Source organism: Methylobacterium sp. Leaf93, assembly GCF_001422345.1.
Classification (GTDB): domain Bacteria; phylum Pseudomonadota; class Alphaproteobacteria; order Rhizobiales; family Beijerinckiaceae; genus Methylobacterium; species Methylobacterium bullatum.
Genome location: NZ_LMMS01000001.1, coordinates 804812 through 825583, shown reverse-complemented (window position 1 = coordinate 825583; position 20772 = coordinate 804812). Strand labels below are relative to the sequence as shown.

The window sequence follows — 20772 nt, the reverse complement described above, 5'->3', positions numbered from 1 at the left end:
CTTCGCTTTACGTTCGGTCTGTCGGTGTCAGCCGGGCTCTATCCCGCGCGTCCCCGAGCGGCAAGCGCGCGGGGGCATGGGGCGTGGCAAGGCGCGTCGTCGTCAGATCTTCAAGGCCAGCAGGGCGCACAGGCTGAGAATGGCGATGGGAATCTGCGTCGGGCGCAGGCGTGCGAAGAAGAGCGGCGCCTCCCCGGTGCGGGCGGCGATGGGATCGAGGATCGCCACGGTGGTGAAGCCGGCGATCAGGAGGGCGAGGGCCAGCACCGTCAGGCCGAGGGAAGCGGAGAGCAGGGCGACGAAGCCGAGGCCGAACAGGCCGAGCATGGTGGCGATCTGGATGAAGGTGGGGCCGCCCTCTGTGCGGAAGCTGACGCCGCGCCGCACGCCCGACAGGAACAGCAGGATGGCACAGCCCCAGAGGATGGTGAGGTAGAGGATCGCATCCCCGAGATCGTCGCGCCGCCACCAAGCCAGTGCCGCGCCGATGGTAAAGGGCAGCATCGGGCCGTAACCGAAGACGATGCCGAGCCACGGCACGGCACGGGGTTCGCTCACGGTTAACGTACGCTTGTCGTCCCGACCCATTCCGTCACCGCTTCTCGCTGTGCTTCGCCGAGAAACCCTCCCGCCGGAGCGGGGTTCCGGCATGCGGTGCGCATCGATCGGCGTCGGAGTCCAAGCGCGGCTGTTTTCACGTGCAACACGCAGCTTGCATCCCGAAACGGAAAACGCCCCGGCGCGCAGAGCGGCCGAGGCGTTTCCGGGATCGACGATGTCTCGCCGAATCAGGAAGCCAGCGGTCCGGTCTGCCCGGCCTGCTGGTTCTGGGCCTCGAAGGCCTTCTGGCGGTAGAGACCGACGAAATCGATCGGGTCGATATACAGGGGCGGGAAGCCGCCGTTGCGCACGGCCTCGGCGATGATCTGGCGCGCGAAGGGGAAGAGCAAGCGCGGGCACTCGATCATCACGGCCGGATGCAGCTGATCCTGCGGGATGTTGCGCATGCGGAAGATGCCGGCATAGTTCAACTCGAAGGCGAACAGCACTTCGTTGTTGATCTTGGCATCGCCTTCCAGGGTCAGCTCGACCTCGAAATCGGCCTCGGCCAACTGCTTGGCATTGACGTTGACCTGAATGTTGATCTGCGGGCCGCTTTCCTGCGGCTGGAGCGAGCGCGGCGCGTTCGGGTTCTCGAAGGAGAGATCCTTGGCGTATTGCGCCAGGGCGTTGATGGCGGGCGACTGGTCTTCGGCGGGAGCCGCGCCGTTGCCGTTCGGTGCCGGGGTGTCGGCCATGGCGTTCTCGTCCTCTTTCGCGGGGTCTTTCGGGGCACCTCGGCGATCCGCTGCGCGGCGTATCGTCTGATCGTCGCAGGGCCGGGTCCGAGCGACAGCGCGCTAACACGATGGGCCACCTCGGACAAGACGAGCGGCAGGAGCAGGCGAGGCGCGAGAGCCGGGAGTTCGGCTCATGAAACGAAGCCGTCTCCGAACTCGGCGATCCGCACTTGACCCTGAACCCTCCGGCATGGCCACTCCTTGGCTGGATACGGCGCGCGGCGAGTCCCATATGCGGGCTGAGATCGTGGGTCGCGTCCTCCTCATCCAGGGCGGGATCCTTGGATTCTCCGGCTCGATCCTTGCGCGGCGCTCCGGTAAAGGGCGTAGCGGTGGGATTTTCGGGAGCCCCCCTCGAACACATATCGTGCGACGGCCACGATCGGATCGGTGATGCAGGATTCCTTCGATTTGACGACCCTGATCTTTTTGGCGCTCGCGGTGTTCGTCATCTGGCGGCTCCGCTCGGTGCTCGGGCAGAAAACCGGAACCGAGCGCTCGCCGTTCAAACCCGTGGACCGGACCCGCAATCCGCCGCCGGCGCGGTCGGACGGCGACAACGTGGTGCGCCTGCCGGGCGCGGACCGCGGCCAGCCGCAGACCGATTCGGCACCCGCCGCAATGGCCGAGGTCCGTGACTGGCGTGGCATCGCCGAGCCCGGCTCGGCCGTCGCCCATGGCCTCGAAGCCATCGTCCAGGCGGAGCCGAGCTTCGACCCCCGTGCCTTCGTGGAAGGCGCCAAGGGCGCCTATGAAGCCATCGTGATCGCCTTCGCCAAGGGCGACCGCAAAACCCTCCGCAGCCTGCTCTCGCGGGAGGTCTGCGAAGGGTTCGAGCGCGAGATCACCGCCCGCGAATCGCGCCGCGAGACCGTGGAGACCACTTTCGTCTCCCTCGACAAGGCGGAGATCGTCGCCGTGGACGTCCGCAACAGGGTGGCGCAGGTGACGGTGCGGTTCCTCTCACACCTCATCACCGCCACCCGCAACGCCGAAGGTAAGGTCATCGACGGCAATGCCGAGGCCGTGGCCGAAGTGCCGGACGTGTGGACCTTCGCCCGTACGCTGGGCAGCCGCGATCCGAACTGGCAGCTGGTGGCCACGGAAGCCGGCGCCTGAGGATCCAGGGTTTGTCGTGAGTGGGTTTTTCAATCGGGCGTCCGTCGTCGCCCTGGCTATCGCCGCTGGCTGTCTCCCCGGCCCGGTCGCTGTCGCGGCCGGGCCGCTTCGCGTGGGAGGGGCGATTCTGGAGCCGGTGGACCTCGCGACGCTGCCGGGATTTCCCGGCCCCGACCCGGTCGCCTCCCTTGACGCGTTCCGCCGGACCTGCGCCACCCCCCCGGTGGACATTGCCGCGACCGTCGCCGGCAAGGCGGAAGATCTCGCCGCCGTCTGCAGCCGTGCCGCGTCGGTAGAGCCTCAGGAGGCCGGGGCCTTCTTCACGCGGAATTTCGATGCGTATCGCATCGTGAGGCCGGGCGAGGCGGGTGGTCCGCCGCGCCGGACGGGCTTCCTCACCGGCTATTTCGAGCCTGAACTCACCGGCGCCCTCGTCGCCGGCCCCGGCTTCAACACCCCTGCCCTTGCCCGGCCAGACGATCTCGTGAGCCTCGCCCCCGGCGAGACGAAGCCCGGCCTCGACCCGGCCTTGCGGGCGGCACGGACGACGGGCACCGGGTTCGAGCCCTATCCCGACCGTGCGTCCATCGAGGAGGGCGGGATCGGGGAGCGGGCCCGGCCGCTGCTCTACTTACGCGATCCGGTCGATCTCTTCGTGCTCCAGGTCCAGGGTTCTGGACGCGTGCGTCTTCCGGATGGGCGGGCCGTCCGCGTGCTCTATGACGGTCGTAACGGCCGTCCCTACACCTCGGTGGCCAAGCTCATCGTCCAGGCGGGACACCTGCCCCTCGAGGGCCTGACGCTGGCTCGCTGGACCGGCTGGCTCCGCGCCAATCCGGCCCTTGCCAAGCCGCTGATGCAGGCCAATGCCTCCTACATCTTCTTCCGCCTCGCCGAGGTGGAGGATCCCGGCCTCGGTCCTCCCGGAGCGGCCGGCGTACCTTTGACTCCGGGCCGCAGCCTCGCGGTCGATTCCGCCCTGTGGCGCTATGGAACGCCGTTCTGGCTCGAAGGACGGATCGCGGGGGAGGACGCGTCGGGGCGTCTCGTAGTCGCCGCCGATACTGGCTCGGCCATCGTCGGTCCGGCGCGGGGAGACCTCTATCTCGGCACGGGCGAAGCGGCAGGGATCGCCGCCGGCAACCTGCGCGATGCAGTCGGCTTCGTGGTCCTGCTGCCCAAGCCGCGTATGGCGCCCCTTCCATGAGATTGCCGCGCAGACCCCGTGGCCTGTCAGGCGAGGATGCGTTCCTCTGGGGCGAGATCGTGCGGCTGATCACCCCGCTGCGCGGCCGTGCCGTGCCGATGGCCAAGACGCCGCCCCCTAGGACTCCGATAGCCAAGGCTCCGGCCGCGGGAGATCCGCCTCTTCCGAAGAAGAAGCCGGAAGCGCCGGGGCTCGTCGCCAAACCGGTGACGAAGCCGGTCACGGAGAGGCCAGCCTTGCCCGGCGGCGTGAAGGCCCCGGCGAAACGCATCGTGAGGCCGATCCCCGCGCCCTCCCCCGTCGCGGCCCCGGCGACCGTCGTCACGGCGCCGCCTCTGCCCGGTCTCGAACGCAAGGCGCGCCTCGCCTTGCGGCGCGGATCGCTCAAGGTTGAGGCGCGGATCGACCTTCACGGATTGTATCAGGCCGAGGCTCATGGCGCCCTGGTCGGCTTCCTCATGCGCTGCCGCTCGGCGGGCCACGCCCATGTCCTCGTCGTCACCGGCAAGGGGGGCGGGTCGGGCTATGACGAGGCGTTCTCGGAGCGCGGCGTCCTGCGTCGTCAGGTTCCCCATTGGCTGCGCTCGCCGGAACTGCGCAGCATCGTCATCGGCTTCGAGGAAGCGGCGCGCCACCACGGCGGCGCTGGCGCGCTCTATGTGCGCTTGAGACGTCGCTGAGGCGTCGGTCCCCACCGCGTCTCGCGACGGCCACGGCCGGCTCGCCATTCGCTCGCGCGAGTGGGACTTGAGCCGGATGCGGAAACGCGATATGCGAGAAGTCCCTCCTTTTACGCCGTGTTGCATCCGAGAGCCACAGGCTCCCTCAAGACGATGCGCGGAGCCGGTCTTTACCGACGCTCCGACATAGGTGCCGACAAGGCATCCGGCGCTTTTCCGACTGTCCCGCCCGATCAACCCTCGTCCATCGTCGGTTCTCATTCTCCCATGACGTCACAGAACGACTCCCTCATTCCCGTTGATCCGCCGGCCGAAGTCGGATTGGTTGCGGCGGATCTCAGTCAGCATCGCGAGGTCAAGCTTCAGGATCTGAAGTCGAAGACCCCCACCGACCTGATCGCCTTTGCCGAGGAGGTCGAGGTCGAGAACGCCTCCACCATGCGCAAGCAGGAGCTGATGTTCTCCATCCTGAAGCAGCTCGCTGCCAAGGAGGTCGAGATCATCGGTGCCGGCACGGTGGAAGTGCTGCAGGATGGGTTCGGCTTCCTTCGCTCGTCGGAATCGAATTACCTGCCGGGCCCCGACGACATCTACATTTCGCCCACTCAGATCCGCCGTTTCGGCCTGCGGACCGGCGATACCGTCGAGGGGCCCATCCGCGGGCCGAAGGACGGCGAACGCTACTTCGCCCTGCTGAAGGTCAACACGATCAACTTCGAGAACCCGGAGAAGATCAAGCACAAGGTCCATTTCGACAACCTGACGCCGCTGTTCCCGACCCAGCGCTTCAAGCTCGAACTCGATGCGCCGCCGAAGAAGGATTTCAGCCCACGCATCATCGACATCGTGGCCCCTATCGGTAAGGGCCAGCGCGCCCTGATCGTGGCGCCGCCGCGGACCGGCAAGACTGTGCTGATGCAGAACATCGCGCAGTCCATCACCATCAACCACCCGGAATGCTACCTCATCGTGCTGCTCATCGACGAGCGCCCCGAGGAAGTCACCGACATGATCCGCTCGGTGAAGGGCGAGGTCATCGCCTCCACCTTCGACGAGCCTGCTACCCGCCACGTTCAGGTCGCCGAAATGGTGATCGAGAAGGCCAAGCGCCTCGTGGAGCATGGCCGGGACGTGGTCATCCTGCTCGATTCGATCACCCGCCTCGGCCGCGCCTACAACACCGTGGTGCCGTCTTCCGGCAAGGTGCTCACCGGCGGTGTCGACGCCAACGCGCTCCAGCGCCCCAAGCGCTTCTTCGGCGCGGCGCGCAACATCGAGGAAGGCGGCTCGCTCTCGATCATCGCCACTGCCCTCATCGACACCGGTTCGCGCATGGACGAGGTGATCTTCGAGGAGTTCAAGGGCACCGGCAACTCCGAGATCATTCTCGACCGCAAGGTCTCGGACAAGCGCATCTTCCCGGCCATCGACATCACGCGCTCGGGCACCCGTAAGGAAGAGCTCCTGGTCCCGCCGGATTCGCTCAAGAAGACCTACGTGCTGCGCCGTATTCTCAACCCGATGGGTGTCACCGACGCCATCGAGTTCCTCATGGACAAGCTGCGCCAGACCAAAAGCAACAACGACTTCTTCGATTCCATGAACACCTGAGAACGCTCCTGCCTCCAGCTCGGGCGCCCGTCGATAGACGACGGGTGTCTTCGGAGCGAGGGAGATTGGTTGTTCTCGATCTCGTCTCATTTCCTCTCGGAAGCTTGGGGCGAGGGAATCATGGAGAAAACGGTATCGATGCCGGCGAGGCCGCTCGGTAGTGCTTTCCAAAGGAAATAACTCGATTTGCCGGCTAATATAGGCTTGCAGCGAGGGGCACTTGCCCCGCTTCTTCGAGACTTGGCAGCATCTCGGCCATGAGGGACGGCACCACCATCTTCGCACCGGCAAGCGGCTTCGGCCGGGCCGCCGTCGCCGTGATCCGCATCAGCGGTCCGGCCTCCTCGTTTCTCCTCGGGGCGATGGCCGGGCGTCTGCCGCCACCCCGACGGTTATCGCTACGCACCCTCCGCGAGCCTGCAACCGGTGACGTCCTCGACACCGCGCTCATCGTCTGGATGCCAGGCCCCGCCACGTTCACTGGCGAAGACATGGCGGAACTCCACCTCCATGGCGGCCTCGCCGTTCGCTCCGCCGTCATGGCCTCCCTCGCCGCACATGCCGGATGCCGTCTCGCCGAACCGGGGGCCTTCAGCCGCCGCGCAGTGGCGAACGGGCGGATGGACCTCACCGCCGCCGAGGGAGCTGCGGACCTCATCGACGCGGAGACCGATGCCCAACGACGCCAAGCTTTGCGCCAGCTCGACGGAGTCCTGGGTCGGAAGGTCGCCGATTGGCGGGACCGTCTCATCGATCTCCTAGCGGGAGCGGAGGCGGCTCTCGATTTCTCCGATGAGGGCGATGTCGATGAGGCGGCCCTCGATACCGCGCTGCATGTGAAGGCCCGCGCGATCCGTGACGAAATCGATATGACTCTGGCCGATGGCCGGCGAGGGGAGCGCCTGCGAGAAGGTTTCGTGGTGGTGCTGTCCGGCCCGCCGAATGTCGGCAAATCGACCCTGCTCAACGCGCTGAGCCGACGCGAGGCGGCCATCGTCTCGGCGATTCCCGGCACGACCCGCGATCTCATCGAGATCCGCTGCGATCTCGGCGGATTGCCGGTCCTCATCGTCGATACGGCGGGCCTGCGTGACACCGCCGATCCCGTGGAATCCGAAGGCATTCGCCGCACTCGCAAGCGAATGGAGCAGGCCGACCTCGTCCTCGCTCTCCGCGCCGGCGACTATTCGACCGATGAAGCGCTCCCCCTCCCCGATCGCAGCGTTCTAGTGCGCACGAAAGCGGATCTCGGAAGCGATGGGGGCGGCGACATAGCGGTCTCGGCGCTGACCGGGCAGGGCATCGACCGCCTGCTCGACCTCATTGAGGCACGGGCGGAGGCCGCCCTCGGCGGTGGCGATGCCCTCGTTACCCGCGAACGCCACCGAGACGGGCTGACCCGCTGCCGCGATCACCTGGACAGGGTATTGTCCGGCCCTGCCCTTCCGGAACTCCTGGCCGAGGATCTACGCCTTGCCGTTCGTGCCCTGGGCGAGGTTGCTGGCCGGGTTGGCGTCGAGGATATGCTCGACCGTCTGTTCTCAGGATTCTGTATCGGCAAATAAGGATGCGGACAGACCGAGCCGGGATTTCTTTCCCGTCCGAAATCGCGTTGTGCCGATGCGTCAAGCGTTCCGCGAAGGTGTGGATGACGGTGCCAAACGAGCTTCACGCCCCATCGGATACCTCGAACCGCTTGCACAAGGCCTCGAGTTCTTCCGCCGTCTCGTAACGGATGCGGATCTCGCCACTGGCCTGCCCCTTGGCCTTTAGGGACACCGAGACGCCGAGCGCGCGGGCCATGGCCTGTTCGAGGCTGCGCACTTGGATATCGCGCTCGGGCTTGCGGGGGCGTCCTGGGCGGGGTGCGTCGCCCTCCGGCACTTCCGCCGAGGCGAGGGCTTCGACCTCACGCACGGACAGGCCCTCGGTGACGATGCGCCGTGCGACCCCTTCCGGGTCCCTCACCGCAAGCAAGGCGCGGGCATGACCGGCCGTGATCTCGCCCGCTACCACCCGATCCTGGATCGCGCTGGACAATTGCAATAGCCGCAAGGTGTTCGCGAGATGGCTGCGGCTCTTGCCGATGATCTCGGCGAGTTCAGTTTGGCTGTAGCGGAATTCGCTCATCAGCCGCTCGTAACCTGCCGCCTCTTCGATGGCGTTGAGGTCGCTGCGCTGGACGTTCTCGAGAATTGCGTATTCGAGGGACGTCCGGTCGTCGATTTCGACGACGACGATGGGGGCTTCGTGCAAACCGGCGCGCTGCGCCGCGCGCCACCGTCGCTCACCGGCGACGATCTCGAAAGTATCCGGGACGCCCGCCAGCGCCCGCACGACGATGGGTTGGATGATGCCGCGCAGCTTGATGGACGCGGCGAGTTCGTCCAGTTCGGCGTCATGGAAGCGACGGCGCGGGTTGCGTGGGTTGGGACGGAGAAACTCGACGGCGACCTTACGCTGCGCCTGCGGTTTGCCCGCATCGCCGTTGTCGTCGCCGAAATCACCGATCAGGGCCGCAAGCCCACGCCCGAGCCGGGGCCGCGCCACATCATCCGCCATCGCCACCTGCTTCAACTCCGATACGCTACGCATTTACAGGATAGAACGAGAGACCTAGGCCGCGACCGGCAGCCGCCCTTCGCGCTGGATCACCTCCGAAGCCAAGCGCAGATAGGCCTGTGAGCCGGCACATTTCAGGTCGTAGAGCAAGACCGGCTTGCCATGCGACGGGGCCTCCGACACTCGCACGTTCCGAGGAATTGTGGTCTCGTAGACTTTGTCCCCCAGAAAGCTGCGCACGTCGGCGGCGACCTGATTCGAGAGGTTGTTGCGCGGATCCACCATGGTCAGCACCACACCCTGGATCGTCAGCCGGGGGTTCAACGCCGTGCGTACCTGCTCCACGGTACGCAGAAGCTGGCTCAACCCTTCGAGGGCGAAGAACTCGCATTGCATCGGCACGAGCACCGCATCGGCGGCCGCGAGGGCATTGATCGTCAGCAAGTTCAGCGACGGCGGGCAATCGATCAGGACATAGGTCACGCCCTCCGTCGCACCCGCCTTGCCAATATCACTCATGGCGTTGCGCAGGCGATGGGCGCGATCCGATGAGCTCGCCATCTCCAGTTCGAGGCCGAGCAGATCCATCGTGGAGGGGGCGAGCAGCAGCCGAGGCACGGCGGTGGGCACCACGGCCTGAGCCAGGGACGCGTCCCCGGCGAGCACGTGATAGGTCGAAACCTTGCGCGAGCGACGATCGATGCCGAGTCCTGTGGAGGCGTTGCCCTGCGGATCGAGGTCGATCACCAGCACACGTTCGCCAATGGCAGCGAGGGCGGTGCCGAGGTTGATGGCCGTCGTCGTCTTGCCGACGCCGCCCTTCTGGTTGGCCAAGGCGAGGATTCGTAGCGGCCGCTCGGGCGCTGCCCTGGAGGCGGAAGAGGGTTCGATGGTCATGAATCCACGCGGGAGAGGGCGGTGACGCGGACGATCCGCGCTTCCGACTCAGTACGGCTCGTCACCAGATCGTAAACGAATCTCCACCGTTGCGCTGCAGCGGTCAATTCCGCTTGTGCATCACGGCCCTTCGGAAACAGGGCGGTGGTGCCGGTTGTCAACAGCGGTTCGGTCCAGTCGAGCAGCTGGTCAAGCGGAGCCAGGGCGCGGGCGCAGACTACATCGATTCCGACATGGTCGGTGATCGCGTCTTCGATGCGAAGATTACGCACCCGCGCCGGGGCTTTCGTGAGGCGCGCGGCCTCCGTGAGGAAGGCGCATTTGCGGGCATTGCTCTCGATCAGATCGACCTGAAAACCAGGCCGTTCGCGCCCCGCGATGGCGAGGATGAGTCCGGGAATGCCCGCACCCGAACCGAGATCGAGCCATGTGGTGGCGTTCGGCGCCAGATCGAGGAGTTGCAGTGCATCGGCAATATGCCGGGTCCAGACCTCCGCGAGGGTAGCCGGTCCCACGAGATTCTTGACGCTCTGCCACCGGCGCAGCTGTTCCACATAGAGGTCCAGCGCTTCTGCTGTTTCACGTGAAACATTCGCCTGGGCGAGAACCCGACCCCGGTCGTCCTGCTTAGCGGCCATGGACGATGGCCAGGCCGGAGCGGTCGGCACGGCGAGCATGTGCCGCGAGGAGGGTGAGGGCAGCGGGTGTCACCCCTTCGATCCGCGCCGCCTGACCGAGCGTGCCGGGACGAACCGCTTCGAGCTTGGCCTGCATCTCGTTAGACAAGCCGGGAATCGCGGCATAGTCGAGCTTGATCGGCAGAGCCACGGCTTCGTCCCGTCGAAAGGCCGCGATATCGTCACTCTGCCGGTCGAGATAGACGGCATAGGTAGCGTCCGTTCGCAGACGGTCCGCCACGCGAGGGGGCACGCTCCGAAGTTCGGGCCAGACCTCGGCGAGACGGTCCCAGCCGATTTCGGGATAGGACAGCAATTGGTAGGCGCTGCGGCGTATCCCGTCCTGATTGAGGGCGATGCCGTGCCGAGCCGCTGCCGCCGGTGTCAGACTGAGGCCGTCGAGCCGTGCTCTCGCCGCTTCGAGTTCGCCCTGGGAGCGGGCAAAATGCTCGGCCCTCACCGAGCCGACACAGCCGAGGGCAGCGCCGCGTGGGGTCAGACGCTCGTCGGCATTGTCCACGCGGAGAGACAACCGATATTCCGAGCGCGACGTGAACATGCGGTAGGGCTCACTGACCCCATGGGTCACGAGATCGTCGATCATCACGCCGAGATACGATTCCGCCCGGTCGAAACTGGCGAGGGGCGATCCACCCGCCAGACGGGCCGCATTGATCCCGGCCACCAGCCCCTGCCCTGCCGCTTCTTCGTAACCGGTGGTGCCGTTGATCTGCCCCGCGAGAAAAAGGCCGGGCAGGCGCTTGGCTTGAAGGCCGGTGTCGAGTTCGCGCGGGTCGACGTAATCGTATTCGATGGCGTAGCCCGGACGCACGATCGCTGCATGTTCGAGGCCGGGAATCAGGGCGATCAAATCGCGCTGCACGCTCTCCGGCAAGGCGGTCGAAATCCCGTTGGGATACACCGTCGGGTCGTCGAGTCCCTCCGGCTCCAGGAAGATCTGGTGCCCCTCACGATCTCCGAAACGCACCACCTTGTCCTCGATGGAGGGACAATAGCGCGGTCCACGGCTGCTGATCCCACCCGAATACATCGGGGAGCGGTGGAGATTGGCGCGGATGAGATCGTGCACGGCACGGGTGGTGCGGGTGGTTCCGCATTGGATCTGGGGCGTGGTGATCCGATCCGTCAGCGTCGAGAACGGCACGGGATCGTCATCCGCCGACTGCATCTCGAGCCCGGACCAGTCGATGGTGCGGCCATCGAGGCGGGCAGGTGTACCGGTCTTGAGCCGCCCCAGGGCAAAACCCAGCCGGTCCAGGGTCTGAGCGAGGCCGACGGACGGCCCCTCCCCTACACGCCCGGCGGGGATCTGCACCTCGCCCATATGGATCAGTCCGCGCAAGAATGTGCCGGTGGTCAAGACGACCGCCGGGCAGGCTAGGGTTCTGCCGTCTGCCAGGATCACGCCTGCCACCCGTGCGGCGTCGACGAGGATATCCGCGACCTCCCCCTCCACCACCACGAGATTGGCGGTCTCGACCACCGCCTCCTGCATCGCCCGAGCGTAGAGCTTACGGTCGGCCTGTGTGCGGGGGCCTCGCACGGCGGGCCCCTTGCGCCGGTTGAGCAGACGAAACTGGATACCGGCCGCATCGGCGACCCGGCCCATCAATCCGTCGAGGGCGTCGACCTCACGGACGAGATGTCCCTTACCAAGACCGCCGATGGCCGGGTTGCACGACATCGCGCCGATAGTGGAGGCCGAGTGAGTGACCAGGGCGGTGCGGGCTCCGGTGCGGGCGGCGGCGGCGGCGGCTTCCACGCCGGCATGGCCGCCGCCGACCACGACCACGTCGAAAGAGGAACTCGTCTGGGACATAGAGTGATTAGGCGCGACCGGAGCGAGTCGTCAACGAGGAGCGCGACGACCATCGACATTCCATCGAATCCGATTCTCGCGATGGACCTCTCGAAACCGGGATCGACCTCCGGCCAGCGAAGGGACGTGGGCGGGCAAGCGCGCGGGATGAAAGACTTCAGCCGCGTCGGCGAGCTGCCTCCGTAGCGATGCGCAGAAGCGTCGCCGAAGCATGAGCGTGGGCAAGGTCGGGCTGGGACCGGCGGCAGGCGAGCACGGCCTCCTGGAGCAGCTGAACCGCATGGCGAAGGGCGACGGGGGACCAGCGCCCGAGCTGAGCCTCCACGATGGCCTTGCGGCGAAAGTGTAGGCCACGCCAGTTGCCTATCATCATGCTCGGACTCTGCCCCTCCCCCGTGATCCGCGTGGACAGGAGCGTCAGGGCATGCCGCAGGGCAGAACCGAGCATCACCGAAGGGTCCATACCCTCGTGGCGGAAACGACGATAATCCCGCTCGACCTCCTCACCGCGGCCGACGAAGGCGGCGTCGATCAGCGTATTGAGGACGCTGCCGGCCACGTCGCTGATCACCGCCTCCACATCGTCTAGGGTGATCTCGGTCTGGCCCCTGGCATAGAGCGCCAGTTTCTCGATCTCGGACAGGCTCGCTCGCCGGTCTCCGCCCAAACTCATCGCTAGGATATCACGCGCCTCACGGGCGATGCGCTGGCCATTCTCCTGGAAGGTCCGGTCGATGAGTTCGGCCAGGGCTCGTTCGTCATCGGCGTAGCAGGGAAGTGCCAACGCCCGAGTCGACTTTTCGCAGAGCGTCCGTAGGGGTGCGCTCTTGGCGAGGTCTCCCGCCTCCACCACGATGCGCGCACCGGCGATCTCGGCCTTCAGCGCCGCATCCACCGCCGGAGCATAATTCCGGCTTCCGGCCCGGACCCAGATGCTGCGCTGGCCGCCGAACAGGCCGACCGTGCCAGCCTCGTCGACGAGCCGGCCGACGTCCGAAGCAAGGACATCGCCGTCGATCTTGACAAGGGCGAAGGGGTCGGACGGATCGGTGACGAAACTCTCGGCTAGACGCTTGGCACGCTCGAAGACGAGGCCGGTATCCGGCCCGTAGACGAGGATCACCGCGATCTGTGACGCCGGTCCGCGCCGCAGCAGAGCCTCGATATCGCCAGCCTTGACGGCGGTCAGGGCTTGGTCACCAGAACGGAAGCGATCCGCGTCTTGATCTGGTCGGCCAGGGTCTTGGCCAAGCGGATCTCGGCATCGCGGGCTGCCCGCAGGGAGGCGAAGCGCTGAATCGAGCGATCGTAGGTCGTGGTGGCCACGGCCACACCCTCGGTGACGATCTTCGCACCGTCCAGCGATTCGAGGGAGAACCGGATGGTCCCCACCAGCGTACCTGCTTCGGCACGACCCGTCTGGGACGACACGATGGGTGTCTTCACCGACTCGCTGCCCTGCATCTTCAGGCGATAGCGTTTCGGAGACGGCTGACCCGAACCGTCGAGATCGAAAATGAGTTCGCTGCGCAGGTAATGCCCGAGCCGCTCCTGGCCCGCGGCCGTGGAGACGTCGTCCACCTGTACCGAGGCGAGGAGGGCGGCCATGGGCTCGCCCGACGCGGTCGGTCCGTAGAGCGGACGAAAGCAGGCCGACAGGTTGACGGCCATGAGGGAGACCAACGCGACCTTCGCCGCGCGGGACCGTACCGCCTGTCTCAGCCCATGCATCATCATCGCAGCACTGCTCTCCGTCCGGTCCCGCTCTTTACGGCGATCCCGCCCCTTGCGTCACCTGTATAAGCAGCAAGCTTTACGATTCCTCTGCGGCAAGACGGTGGTCGCCGCCTCGACAGCTGATCTCACGGGGTTTCGCCTTCGTCCTATCGCACTCAACAGGCCCCCCATGGCCGAGATCGGGGAGATATCCCGAATGCCGATAGAGGCGCCTGTCACACCACGAGGTTCACGATCCGCCCAGGCACCACGATGACCTTGCGGGGGACACGACCTTCGAGTGACTTCTGCACGGTCTCATCGGCGAGGACGAGAGCTTCCACTGTCGCGGTATCGGCCGTGCGAGGCACCGTGACATCCGCGCGCTTCTTCCCGTTGAGCTGAACGGGGAGCGTGATCTCGTCCTCCACCAGCAGGGCACGATCGACCACCGGCCACGCGGCCTGAGCGACCAGTCCCTGCCGTCCGAGGGCCGACCAGCATTCTTCGGCCAGATGCGGCATCATCGGCGCAACGAGCTGGGTAAGGATGCCCGCCGCTTCCGTCGCCGCATCGCGCGAAACGGTGGCCGTGCGGATCGCCTCATCGAGAGCGTTCGACAGTGTGTAGATATGGGCAACGCAACGGTTGAAGCGGAGGCGCTCCACATCCTCCTCCACCGCCGCGAGAGCCTTATGGGCGGCTTTGCGAAGCGCAGCGTCCGACGCTCCGCTCGCTGCCGGCACGCCCACAGCGAGGGAGACCAGGCGCCAGACTCGCTGAACGAAGCGGGCCGCGCCCTGGACGCCATCTTCCGTCCAGATCACGTCACGCTCGGGCGGAGAATCGGACAGCATGAACCAGCGAGCGGTATCGGCGCCATAGCTCGCGATGATGTCGTCCGGGTCCACCACGTTCTTCTTGGACTTCGACATCTTTTCGATGGAGCCGATAGCGATCGGTGCGTCTGTTTTCACGTGAAACGCCTGACGACCGCCGCCCTCGGCGGTGATGCGGATATCGGCGGGTTGAACCCATGCGCCCGCTGCGTCCTTGTACGTTTCGTGGACGACCATGCCCTGCGTGAACAGGCCGGCAAAAGGCTCTGAAACCCCGGACCAACCCGTCGCCTGCATCGCCCTTGTGAAGAAGCGGGCGTAGAGCAGATGCAGGATCGCATGTTCGATGCCGCCGATATACTGGTCCACGGCTAGCCAGTGATCGACCGCCGCACGGTCGGTCGGCGCGTCCTGCAGCCAGGGAGCGGTGAAACGGGCGTAGTACCAGGACGAATCCACGAAGGTGTCCATTGTGTCGGTCTCGCGCCGGGCCGCAGCGCCGCAACGCGGGCAGGGCACGTTGCGCCAGGCATGATCACGCTCCAGCGGATTGCCGGGGGTATCGAAGGAGACCTCGTCGGGCAGTTTCACCGGAAGGTCGGCGACCGGGACGGAGACCGGCCCGCAGGCATCGCAATGGATGATCGGGATCGGACAACCCCAGTAACGCTGGCGCGAGACGCCCCAGTCTCGCAGGCGGAACTGGACCTTGCGGGCCGCCACCGCTTCCCCGTCCAGGATCTCGGCTTCGAGCCGGTTCGCCACGGCGTGGAAGGCCTCGTCCGTCGTCATGTCGTCGAGGAAGCGCGAATTGATCATGCGGCCATCGCCATCATAGGCGGTGTCGGTGACGACGAAGCTCGCCGCGTCCTGCCCTTCCGGACAGACGACGGGCGTATTGCCGAGGCCGTACTTGTTGGAGAAGTCGAGGTCGCGCTGGTCGTGGGCGGGGCAGCCGAACACGGCGCCCGTGCCGTAATCCATCAGGACGAAATTCGCCACGTAGACGGGCAGCAGCCAGGACGGATCGAGGGGGTGGCGCACCCGCAATCCGGTGTCGAAGCCGAGCTTTTCCGCCGTATCGATCGCGGCCTGCGCCGTGCCGGTGCGGCGGCATTCCTCGATGAAGGTCTGGAGCTCGGGACGCGTGGCGGCCACGGACGCCGCGACCGGGTGGTCGGCGGCAATGGCCAGGAACTTTGCGCCGAACAGGGTATCGGGACGGGTCGTGTAGACCTTGATCTCGCCGTCACGCGCGTCGAAGGCGAAGCGGACCTCCAGCCCTTCCGAGCGGCCGATCCAGTTCTTCTGCATCACCCGGACCTTCTCCGGCCAACGCTTCAGGCCGTCGAGGGCGTCGTAGAGTTCCTGCGCGAAATCGGTGATCTTGAAGAACCACTGGGTCAGCTCGCGCTGCTCCACCAGCGCGCCCGAGCGCCAGCCCCGCCCGTCGATGACCTGCTCGTTGGCCAGCACGGTATGGTCCACCGGGTCCCAGTTCACCTTGGCCGTGCGGCGGGTGACGAGTCCCTTGTCGAGGAAGTCGAGGAACATACGCTGCTGGTGCTTGTAGTAGTCGGGATCGCAGGTTGCGATCTCCCGGCTCCAGTCCAGTGACAGGCCCATGCTCTGCAACTGGCCGCGCATGGTGGCGATGTTGGCGTAGGTCCATTCGCGCGGGTTGACCTTGCGCTCCATGGCCGCGTTCTCGGCCGGCAGGCCGAAGGCGTCCCAGCCCATAGGGTGCAGCACCGCGAAGCCCTTGGCGCGCTTGTAGCGGGCCACCACGTCGCCCATGGCGTAGTTGCGGACGTGGCCCATATGAATGCGCCCCGACGGGTAGGGGAACATCTCCAGAACGTAGTATTTCGGACGCGGGTCGTCGTTCTTGGTGGCGTAGATACCCTGGGCGGCCCAGGCCTCCTGCCAGCGCGGCTCGGCATCCTTGGCGTTGTAGCGCTCCGGAACGGGCATGGGGGAGGAAGTCATTGTGCGGGCTCTGACTACGGCCAGGACGGCCTGGCGAGGCGCCTCACGCGGCGCCGGAACGGTTGGATGCCGGACTAACACGGCTTGTTTGCCGGTCAACAGAGCCGTCACCGGTGGAGCCCGGCGCTTGCGGCCGGCGTTGCGGATGATAGGTCAGGCGTAACCCGCCCTCCTCCTTCGCCCGCGAGACATCATGCCCGACTCCACCGCGCCAAGATACGCCCATCCTGACGCCGCCGCCGTCGTCGCCGGGCTTGAAGCCGTGCGCGATAAGATCGTCCAAGCGGCTCAGGATTCCGAGCGGGATCCGGCCACGATCTCGCTGGTGGCGGTCTCGAAGCTCATCGATGCGGACGGCATCATCCCGGCGCTCCAGGCGGGACATCGGATCTTCGGCGAGAACTACGTTCAGGAATCGAAGGCGAAGTGGCCGGCTTTGCGGGACCGCTTTCCCGACGTGGAGCTTCATCTCGTCGGGCCGCTCCAATCGAACAAGGCCCGCGAGGCGGTGGAATTGTTCGATGTGATCCATGGCCTCGACCGGCTGTCACTGGCGGCGGCCCTGGCCAAGGAGATCGAGCGCACGGGGCGCACGCCGAAACTGCTCGTCCAGGTCAATACCGGTGACGAGCCGCAGAAGGCCGGGGTCTCGCCCTCGCAGGTGGACGTCCTCCTCAGCGAGTGTCGTGAGACCCATGGTCTGGCGATCAACGGGCTCATGTGCATCCCGCCGGCCGAGGTCCCGCCGTCGGCGCATTTCGCCCTCCTGGCCCGCATCGCCGAGCGCCACAACCTGCCCATCCTCTCCATGGGGATGAGCGCCGATTACCCGGCGGCGATCCAGATGGGGGCCACCCATATCCGCGTCGGCACTGCCATCTTCGGCGAGCGCCCCCGCGCCGCAGGGGCCTGAACGGCACCGCCTGTCCCGGGGCCGCGTCTCGGAACCCGGGACGACGGTGAGTTACCCGAACGCTCCCACCTCGTGCTGGATCATCCCCGACAGCTCGCGGACGCGGGCGAAGGACTGGCGGATCGGGCCGAAGATTGTCTTGTGCTCCGATTCGTAGGTGCCGACGTCGCGCGGGCCGGCGGGCTCGCCGAAATTGAGGCCGAGGGTCGGGTCCGGCGTGATCGGGAAGATCTCGTCGAGCATGGCGAGGCAGCCGTCGATGTCGAGGCGCAGGAAGCGTTCGATCAGCTGCTCGCGGGTGATGCCCGATTGCGGGCGGAAGCCTGGAATGTGCACGGCCAGGAACCAGATCCGATGGATCAGGGCGAGGCGCAGGGCGTGGAGCATTGTCAGCCTCACCGACATCTTGCCGAGGTCGGGAGCCGCCGACTGCAGGCTCAACCAGTCGCTGGTGAGGCGGCCGAACAGACGGCGTAGATCGGGCGCGAGGCGCAGGCGGTCGAGGGCGGTGGCGATGACGAGGAGTTCGTCGCGCCGGTCGTCGCGCTGCGTGCGCCGTGCCCGTTCCAGCCACATGGCCGGGTCGAGCGTGTCGATATAGGCGCGCAGCACATCGAGGTCGCCCACCGCCGAGGCATGCTGGGCGAGGCGGAAGGCGCGCGAGAACCGGACCGAATCACGGCGCATGTCACGGAACAGATCCGGTGCGCGGCTTGCCGCCCGGCCGAGGCCGTGGAGCGAATTCGCGAGATAGCCGAGCTGGTGCAGGATCGCGTTGTTAGGGATCGCCCGCATCTGCCGGGGATGGGTGATCATGCTGGGGCCACCGCTATCGGTCTGGCGGGCCACGGGACGCGAGCCGGTGCGGTCGAGCAGGCTTGGGCCGAACGTGCCCAGCAGTGCGGCGTAGCCGGGATCGTCCACCAGGGCTTCCATGTCCTGGCGGGCGACGGTGAAGAACTCGGCGGCGAAATCCGCCTCGCCATAGATCGGGTCGTCGGTCTCGTCGGCGCCCGGCGCGTCGGACAGGACATAGTCGGCAAAGGAATCGTCGTCGGCGATATCGAAGGCGAAGAGGTGCTCGGCGATCCGCTCCACCGTGGCGCGGGCCAGCGCCTGCGTGCCGAACATCAGGTAGCCGTCCGAGCCCTGGAAGCTCGATTCCAGGCGCACCTTGATCCCCGCCTTGCGGTTCTTGTGTCGTGAATCCTCCGGCGCGAGATAGGCGAGGCGGTCCCGCAGGGAGGTCGGATGGGCGCCGCGCCCGATCGATTCACCATGGGTATCGAAGATCGCCAGTTCGATGCCGGACAGGCCGTTCTGCGCCATCAGGTCGGTGATGCGCAGGCGCAGGCGCTCGATCCAGAAACTCGCGGCGAGCTGGCCGACATAGCGGCCCGAATCCGAATAGCCGAACTGCACCGTCAGGCGACCGATGCGCTTGAGGTAGGCACGCCAATGCGGGTTGCGCAGGGCATCGTCGAGGACGCGGATGCCCTGTTCCAGGGCACTCGCCGTCTCGAAGAGCGGCGTGATCTCGACCTTGTCGCTGATCCCGTAATGCCGGGCGAGCCAGAGGGCGGCCAGCAGCGTGTAGCCGGTCTCGGTCTCGGCGATGAGGAAGCGCACCGGATGGGTGCCGTCCACGTGCTTCAGGATCTGCGCGATGGTCATCATCAGGCGTGCGGCCGAAGCCCGCTCGGCGGCGAGCGCGCCGAAATCCACGGCCACCGGATGCACGTCGTTGAGGAGGGCGTGGATGGTGGAGAGGTGCGAGCGCCGCTGCGCCGCGTCCGTCGGCTCTCCTTCCAGGTCGATGACTCGGCGCACGGCGTTGTGGATCTGGCTGGCGTTGAGCCGGAAATGCGGCAGGGCGTTCGACAGACCGTGTGTCGCGATGCCGGAGCGCAGGAGAGCGATGGCGCGCTTGTCCTCGTCGCTCTCGACGCCGCCCAGGGCTCCAGCGAGGCCCGCCAGGAGCGGCCCGGAATCGGTCTGGGCGCGCTCCCGCTCGATGATGAGCGCCAGGGCGAAGCGGTGCACCGCCTCCAGGGTAGGCTTGGTCCCGAGGCGCGGGGCGACGGCGAGTTGCCGGTTCACGGCCGCCAGCGCGCCCTGCGTCAGGTCCCGCACCACGTTGGTGGCCGGCACGTCCGGCAGGTGGCGCATCACCCGGTCGAGCTGCATGCGCTTCGATTCCAGGCGGTAACGCAGGGTGTCCCACCAGCCGATATCGGTGCGCCCGTCCGTGTCGCAGCCAACCCAGGAGGCAAGGGCGAAGGGCTTGAGCACCAGCTCCGTCCAGCGGTCGGGCCAGCGCGCGCGGGCCGCATCGAGCAGGGCTGCGTTGAAGCTGTCCAGGGCCGCGCGGCCGTGATTGGCCGCGAGGCAGGCCTGCTCGAACTCGTCGTCCAGGCTGATCTTCGCATCCGGCCGGGTCGAGAGGGCGGCGGCCTTCTCCATCAGGGGCAGTCGCGCGGCATCGTTGTCCTGGGACGCGGCCTCGGCGATGAGGGCCGCCACGGCCTTCGGCATGCCGAAGGTCGGGTGAGCGGTGAACACCACGGCGAAGCCGGTACGGCCCACGAGATCGCGGAAGGTCTCGAAATCCCCCGTGCCTTTCGGGATCGCCGCCACGAGACGGGCCGGCAGCGTGTTGTCCGCCGATGTCTGGGCGTCGCGGTCCAGCCCGACATAGCCGCGCAGGCGCTCGGCCCGGGCGACCAGGGATTGTGTGCGTAACCGGGTGAACAGGCCGTCGAGGTCGTCCTCGTCGATCTCGTCGCGGTCGAAGCGGCGGGTGATCGCGAGCGTCACCGCCAGGACGGGATTACGGAACGGATCCTCGCTCGACCGTTCGCGAGAATCCTCGATGAGGGCGATGAGATCCTGTTCCAGCTTACCGGGATCGGGCACCGTATTGGCTGGGCTGCGGTCAAGCATGCGCATCGATCGACCTTGTCTGGACAGAAGAAAGAGGACGGCCCCGAAGCCGAGTTGCCTTAGAACAGGTTGGGCGTCGCGCCAGCGACAATGCGTGCATGACGACCCGTCATCCACCGATGGATCGCTTCGCGAAACGGCGCCACCACCGTGCAAGGCCAATCCGTCCGCATGGTTTCGGCTCCGCGTTCCCTCGGCGCAAGGGGCCGAAATGAGACGCAAGGACCGTTCCGGCCAGGACGACCCGGGCGGCAATGCCTGCCTCCGTGCGAAAGCACTCCTGTGGCGCGCCACAAGTGGATGCAAGCCGGCTCTCGCTGGGGTAACCCTCTCAGCCATGCAGATCTCTTCGATCCCGTCCTGTCCTTCCGGTAACCCGAACTCCGCGTTTCGGCCTTGGAGGATGCGGACTGGGAGCCGCCTGGCGCTGGTCTCCTGC

Annotated in this window: 16 protein-coding genes; 6 read left to right on the top strand and 10 right to left on the bottom strand. The window is 66.6% G+C overall.

The annotated features are described in order from the left end of the window. Positions 1–102 precede the first annotated feature (102 nt). Entirely contained in the window at positions 103–588 is a 486-nt protein-coding gene (locus ASF26_RS03640) for a DUF3429 domain-containing protein (RefSeq protein ID WP_056249608.1), read from the bottom strand. Between the two features lie 200 nt (positions 589–788). Continuing rightward, positions 789–1298 carry a protein-export chaperone SecB gene (gene secB / locus ASF26_RS03635; RefSeq protein WP_018045838.1) on the bottom strand — a complete coding sequence of 170 codons (510 nt, stop codon included), beginning with the start codon at positions 1296–1298 and terminating at the stop codon, positions 789–791. 435 nt (positions 1299–1733) lie between these two features. Here secB and ASF26_RS03630 point away from each other — a divergent pair, with 435 nt between their 5' ends. From ASF26_RS03630 to mnmE, 5 genes are all read left to right on the top strand, one after another. Beyond that, complete coding sequence (locus tag ASF26_RS03630) at positions 1734–2459, top strand: Tim44/TimA family putative adaptor protein (protein ID WP_056249605.1); 726 nt, start codon at positions 1734–1736, stop codon at positions 2457–2459. Between the two features lie 52 nt (positions 2460–2511). After that, complete coding sequence (locus ASF26_RS03625; protein ID WP_056249871.1) at positions 2512–3666, top strand: murein transglycosylase A; 1155 nt, start codon at positions 2512–2514, stop codon at positions 3664–3666. After that, on the top strand, positions 3663–4346 hold the full coding sequence (locus ASF26_RS03620) for a Smr/MutS family protein (protein WP_056249602.1): 684 nt from the start codon (positions 3663–3665) through the stop codon (positions 4344–4346). The genes ASF26_RS03625 and ASF26_RS03620 overlap by 4 nt, the downstream gene beginning before the upstream one ends. Positions 4347–4613: 267 nt before the next feature. After that, the gene (rho, locus tag ASF26_RS03615) at positions 4614–5957 is read left to right on the top strand and encodes a transcription termination factor Rho (RefSeq protein ID WP_056148583.1); all 1344 of its coding nucleotides are present in this window, start codon (positions 4614–4616) and stop codon (positions 5955–5957) included. A 257-nt stretch (positions 5958–6214) separates the two neighbouring features. Next, positions 6215–7522: a tRNA uridine-5-carboxymethylaminomethyl(34) synthesis GTPase MnmE gene (gene mnmE, locus ASF26_RS03610; protein WP_056249599.1), complete on the top strand. Its 1308-nt coding sequence runs from the start codon at positions 6215–6217 to the stop codon at positions 7520–7522. A 103-nt stretch (positions 7523–7625) separates the two neighbouring features. Here mnmE and ASF26_RS03605 read toward each other — a convergent pair whose 3' ends face one another. The 7 genes from ASF26_RS03605 to leuS all read right to left on the bottom strand — a co-directional run bounded on the left by ASF26_RS03605 (position 7626) and on the right by leuS (position 16477). Further along, the gene (locus ASF26_RS03605) at positions 7626–8519 is read right to left on the bottom strand and encodes a ParB/RepB/Spo0J family partition protein (protein WP_056249597.1); all 894 of its coding nucleotides are present in this window, start codon (positions 8517–8519) and stop codon (positions 7626–7628) included. A gap of 54 nt (positions 8520–8573) precedes the next feature. Next, a complete protein-coding gene (locus ASF26_RS03600; RefSeq protein ID WP_056249595.1) occupies positions 8574–9416 on the bottom strand; it encodes a ParA family protein in 843 nt (280 codons plus the stop codon). After that, the gene (gene rsmG, locus ASF26_RS03595; RefSeq protein WP_156462842.1) at positions 9413–10054 is read right to left on the bottom strand and encodes a 16S rRNA (guanine(527)-N(7))-methyltransferase RsmG; all 642 of its coding nucleotides are present in this window, start codon (positions 10052–10054) and stop codon (positions 9413–9415) included. Before rsmG ends, ASF26_RS03600 begins: the two co-directional genes overlap by 4 nt. Next, complete coding sequence (mnmG, locus tag ASF26_RS03590; protein ID WP_056249588.1) at positions 10044–11933, bottom strand: tRNA uridine-5-carboxymethylaminomethyl(34) synthesis enzyme MnmG; 1890 nt, start codon at positions 11931–11933, stop codon at positions 10044–10046. The genes rsmG and mnmG overlap by 11 nt, the downstream gene beginning before the upstream one ends. Before the next feature lie 157 nt (positions 11934–12090). Next, positions 12091–13122: a DNA polymerase III subunit delta gene (gene holA / locus ASF26_RS03585; protein ID WP_056249584.1), complete on the bottom strand. Its 1032-nt coding sequence runs from the start codon at positions 13120–13122 to the stop codon at positions 12091–12093. Further along, positions 13119–13670 (bottom strand): LPS assembly lipoprotein LptE, encoded by a 552-nt coding sequence (gene lptE / locus ASF26_RS03580; protein ID WP_056249582.1) that lies wholly within the window; start codon positions 13668–13670, stop codon positions 13119–13121. Before lptE ends, holA begins: the two co-directional genes overlap by 4 nt. Before the next feature lie 215 nt (positions 13671–13885). Continuing rightward, positions 13886–16477 (bottom strand): leucine--tRNA ligase, encoded by a 2592-nt coding sequence (gene leuS, locus ASF26_RS03575; protein WP_056249579.1) that lies wholly within the window; start codon positions 16475–16477, stop codon positions 13886–13888. Between the two features lie 193 nt (positions 16478–16670). On the opposite strand from leuS, the gene ASF26_RS03570 reads away from it, so the two are divergent. Beyond that, positions 16671–17390, top strand: a complete 720-nt coding sequence (locus tag ASF26_RS03570) for a YggS family pyridoxal phosphate-dependent enzyme (protein ID WP_056249577.1) — start codon at positions 16671–16673, stop codon at positions 17388–17390. 51 nt (positions 17391–17441) lie between these two features. On the opposite strand, the gene ASF26_RS03565 is transcribed toward ASF26_RS03570, so the two are convergent. After that, positions 17442–20339 (bottom strand): phosphoenolpyruvate carboxylase, encoded by a 2898-nt coding sequence (locus ASF26_RS03565; protein ID WP_056249574.1) that lies wholly within the window; start codon positions 20337–20339, stop codon positions 17442–17444. Between the last annotated feature and the right edge of the window lie 433 nt (positions 20340–20772).